The sequence below is a fragment of the Facilibium subflavum genome (assembly GCF_003574485.1).
Taxonomy (GTDB): domain Bacteria; phylum Pseudomonadota; class Gammaproteobacteria; order Francisellales; family Francisellaceae; genus Facilibium; species Facilibium subflavum.
The window spans coordinates 1-3676 of the sequence record NZ_QLIT01000073.1; the positions used below are offsets into that span (position 1 = coordinate 1).

Annotated in this window: 5 protein-coding genes and 2 tRNA genes; 3 read left to right on the forward strand and 4 right to left on the reverse strand. The window is 39.9% G+C overall.

Annotated features, from left to right (window positions below; genetic code table 11):
* Positions 1–286 precede the first annotated feature (286 nt).
* Positions 287–733, reverse strand: a complete 447-nt coding sequence (locus DNK84_RS14780; RefSeq protein WP_235826828.1) for a hypothetical protein — start codon at positions 731–733, stop codon at positions 287–289.
* Positions 730–1671, reverse strand: coding sequence for a type I-F CRISPR-associated endonuclease Cas1f (cas1f, locus tag DNK84_RS05295; RefSeq protein ID WP_119343517.1), 942 nt, complete (start codon positions 1669–1671; stop codon positions 730–732). The genes DNK84_RS14780 and cas1f overlap by 4 nt, the downstream gene beginning before the upstream one ends.
* A gap of 534 nt (positions 1672–2205) precedes the next feature.
* Between cas1f and DNK84_RS14260 the strand changes: the two genes are divergently transcribed.
* Entirely contained in the window at positions 2206–2511 is a 306-nt protein-coding gene (locus tag DNK84_RS14260) for a hypothetical protein (RefSeq protein WP_162902247.1), read from the forward strand.
* Positions 2512–2643: 132 nt separating this feature from the next.
* On the opposite strand, the gene DNK84_RS05300 is transcribed toward DNK84_RS14260, so the two are convergent.
* Positions 2644–3009, reverse strand: coding sequence for a phosphomannose isomerase type II C-terminal cupin domain (locus tag DNK84_RS05300; RefSeq protein WP_119343518.1), 366 nt, complete (start codon positions 3007–3009; stop codon positions 2644–2646).
* 110 nt (positions 3010–3119) lie between these two features.
* Here DNK84_RS05300 and DNK84_RS05305 point away from each other — a divergent pair.
* Positions 3120–3195: transfer RNA gene (locus DNK84_RS05305), tRNA-Thr, on the forward strand.
* 6 nt (positions 3196–3201) lie between these two features.
* Positions 3202–3278, forward strand: a tRNA-Asp gene (locus DNK84_RS05310).
* Positions 3279–3423: 145 nt separating this feature from the next.
* Here DNK84_RS05310 and DNK84_RS14265 read toward each other — a convergent pair.
* Complete coding sequence (locus DNK84_RS14265; protein ID WP_162902248.1) at positions 3424–3591, reverse strand: hypothetical protein; 168 nt, start codon at positions 3589–3591, stop codon at positions 3424–3426.
* Positions 3592–3676 lie beyond the last annotated feature (85 nt).

Consider the following 3676-nt stretch of genomic DNA (forward strand, 5'->3'; position numbering starts at 1 on the left):
ATGCGGCTTAACTTAGTGCCATTAGGCATTACCCTATTTACACCTCTACTATGAGCTAGTCCGACTACCTTGCTAAGCTTATCTCTAGCTTTTTAGGCTCCAAGATAAGCATTCAGAAATAGCAAGGTTCTCCCAAGTTCCAAAGCAATCAGTTCATCTACCCGCTACGGACTCAGACCCCGACACCTCCACGCATACTCGCCTTTACGTATTGCGTAGTGCTGATTTCAGGCATATGAAAACCTTGATCAGGTGCGACGATGGTATATTACGGGGCTCAATACCTTCACTCGCGTTGTGGCTGATAGACCGCCCTTACTACAGCTTCATAATGTTCGTTACCTTGCATTATGTGTAGTTCGGTTCCAGACTGGTGGCTAGCCTTTTTCTGGGCTGGATTGTCCAGCTTGATTGCCTTAGCTTTGCTTGGCGCACCCATAATTAATTCCTTCGATGTATAGTTAACCGGTACAACACCCTGATGATTAAAAGCTTGTTTATGCCCTACTACCCAAACAAGCTCTGTTCGGCTACGACTGACGATTCTATGACAACTCACAGCAGTATTTTTGCTTGCGGTTTTTCTAAGCAACTTTTTAACTGCATGTAAACCTTCTTGTGTAATCGGTGTCTGCCAGGCTCGTTTGCCAATACGATTAGCAAAGCTATCCAATACACGTGCGGTGCGCTTGATTGCCTTTTTTTCACATTGTGAAATAAATGTGACAATCACTCATCCATCTCCAATGCAACCTTTTTAACACAATCAAACATAAAATCCAGTGCTTTATGGTCGGTGAATTTATTAATACATTCATCACGAAAATCCTGTTCAGATAAACCTTCCTTGGCACTCATAAAAGCCATAGGCAAAACAATGGCATCTTTAACCAAATCAGCCACATCGAAAATAAGAGCGCCACGGCGTGTCTTCCCATGCATCACAGCAAAGCCATGTGGAATCCCTAATACCCATAGAGTCGTTGCACCAAGACCATAAGCTAAATAATTTCCATGATTTAAAAAATCGTTACTCAAACTAATGCCCTGATCACGAGTCCTTTTAAAGCCATCTTCTTGGGCAATTTCAGCGGCAAATTTATATAAGCGCCGGGTTAAATGTGCCTCTATTGTAAAAAGGTTTTGAATATCTTTAGCTTCATTTATTTGTGCTTTGGCTTCAGATAACTGCTTTTGGGCTAAAGGCGAGTTAAAACCAAAGCCTGCAATATCTTTATCTTTTTGCCAAATAGTTTGAATGAAATCAAGCCAGCTTTGCTGAAACATTTTTGCCGCGTTAAAGCGCTTATTCTCGTCAAACCAAAATGAAAGCCAACCTTGCACATACTCTGTTGGACGGTATTCACTTTGTGGTGTTAACCATTCAACTTCATTTGCAGTTAATAGTGGTGTTCCACCACCGCCACAAAACCCGACTAAAACACCAGCTGAGGCTAACATACGCATTGCTGCTTGCGTAATTGACGTTCCTGTTCCCAGTAAAATTACTGTCGTATTAGCAATGGGAATATTCCAATATTGGTTATCATCTTTTGCTTCCATTAAATAAAGCACGCGCCCATCTTTTTGCATCACACGACACTTCTCAAGATAATATATATTGGCACGCTTTGAATGCAAAATAGCTTTAAGATCCGTTAATTGCTCCATATAAAAGTATCACATCCCTTGTTATAAACATCATTATACCCAATCGCAATAAAGTTTCGTAGCTAAAATTCAAAAAAAATCGCCCATCGTCATAAATCAAAATTGTTACATTAACCCCTAACCGCTATTGTTCAAGGATGATCGTTGGTAACCTAAAAGAATTTATGGCCAATGTAATAAATTTATCCTTTTCTACAGCTAAATAAGCTTTTTTATCAGGCTTAAACCGTTATTGATAAGCAATGTTCTGGCTTAGATTCCCGCCAAAGCTTTGCTTTTCAGGAAGGCCAGCATTGAGAATATTTATGTGACCAACCAGGCAGTAATGAATGAGAAGTTTTTGAAGTAATATACAAAGATGGAAAGTGCGTAACTTTAGTTATTTAGTGTGTTGTAATCATGATTTCTAAGCCTTGCCGCAATAATGCTATCCTGCATTATCTTGCAAGCAGCCCTGCGCTATCAATGCTTCGGGCGTTTGGCGGGTAAAACATCCATTGGTGTTTTACCTTTTCCGCCTCACCCTGTGCGGCAGTGAACCAGATAAAAAAAGGATATCAAACAAAATTAGGTTTTCTAAGCCTTGCCGCAATAATGCTATCCTGCATTATCTTGCAAGCAGCCCTGCGCTATCAGTGCTTCGGGCGTTTGGCGGGTAAAGCATCCATTGGTGCTTTACTTTTCCGCCTCACCCTGTGCGGCAGTGAACTATACCCTCCAAATTTATTAAACTGTTTTTTCTTTCTAAGCTGCCTGTGCGGCAGTGAACAAGGCTACAACAACTTGTGTATTCCATTGAGTTTTCTAAGCTGCCTGTGCGGCAGTGAACTGCAAATTTAATTGCCAAAAGCATTATAAAATAAGGTTTTAAACAATAAAACCTTATTTTAACCAAAGTTTTTATGCCTTGTTGTAAGCCATTGATTTTTAACGAATTTTTAAAGATCAGTAAAAAAAGGGTTAAACAAACAATTACCCTCGATTATAAACATCTTCTAATCGAACAATATCATCTTCGCCTAAATAGCTTCCAATTTGCACCTCAATAATAGCAACTGGCGCATTTGTTTTGTTTTGCAAGCGATGTACAGACTCTTTAGGAATATATACATGCTCATTTACATTATAATCACGTGTATCTTCATCAATCGTAATCGTCGCAACACCCTGAATAACAACCCAGTGCTCGGCCCGTTTAAAATGCTTTTGCAAAGACAAACACCCCCCCGGGATGACTTCAATTATTTTTGCCTGAAAGCCTTCTCCTTGCTCAATTGTTTTATAGGTTCCCCAAGGCCTTGTATATGTCTTGCCAACTGTGTTTATCGCTGTTGTCATGCGTTTTTCCTTTGTTTTGTTGTAATTTCGAACATGATTATAACATTTTTGATTTTTTTTAAAATTAGATGTTGACTTATATTTGGAAATCTATAGAATTCATTCCTGTCGCCGACATGGCTCAACTGGTAGAGCAGCCGACTTGTAATCGGCAGGTTCCGGGTTCAAGTCCTGGTGTCGGCACCATATAGCGGAGTGGTAGTTCAGCTGGTTAGAATGCCTGCCTGTCACGCAGGAGGTCGCGGGTTCGAATCCCGTCCATTCCGCCATAAATTTTTATCAAATCGTCCCCCAAAACTATTAAATGCAGAAGTCATTTATAGCATACAAATTCGCCCGATAGTATGTTTGAAATAAAGCGCTTAGAAATCCGTACGGGTATTTTCAGCCTTGCTATATAACCCATATTGATGACTATCTAAGTTTCTTTTTGCCATCTTGCTGATAAGGATAGTCATTATTAGGATAGCCAAGATGTTTCATCGCTAAAAAGAAGACCAACATAAAAACAACACCACATAAAATAGAGATAATCAAATCCAAAAGCGGGTATTGTCCTAATGGCACTAAGTTAAGCCGCATTTTTGTATAAACCTCGAGCTTTTTTTAGTGGAGGATATGTCTTTGTTCTGCGTTTTCTGCACCGAGGCTCTTTGCGTCCTGTTCT

Coding starts and splice junctions, on each gene's coding strand:
- cas1f (WP_119343517.1), bottom strand. CDS start 1,671: ATGGAGCAATTAACGGATCTTAAAGCTATTTTGCATTCAAAGCGTGCC.
- DNK84_RS05300 (WP_119343518.1), bottom strand. CDS start 3,009: ATGACAACAGCGATAAACACAGTTGGCAAGACATATACAAGGCCTTGG.
- DNK84_RS14265 (WP_162902248.1), bottom strand. CDS start 3,591: ATGCGGCTTAACTTAGTGCCATTAGGACAATACCCGCTTTTGGATTTG.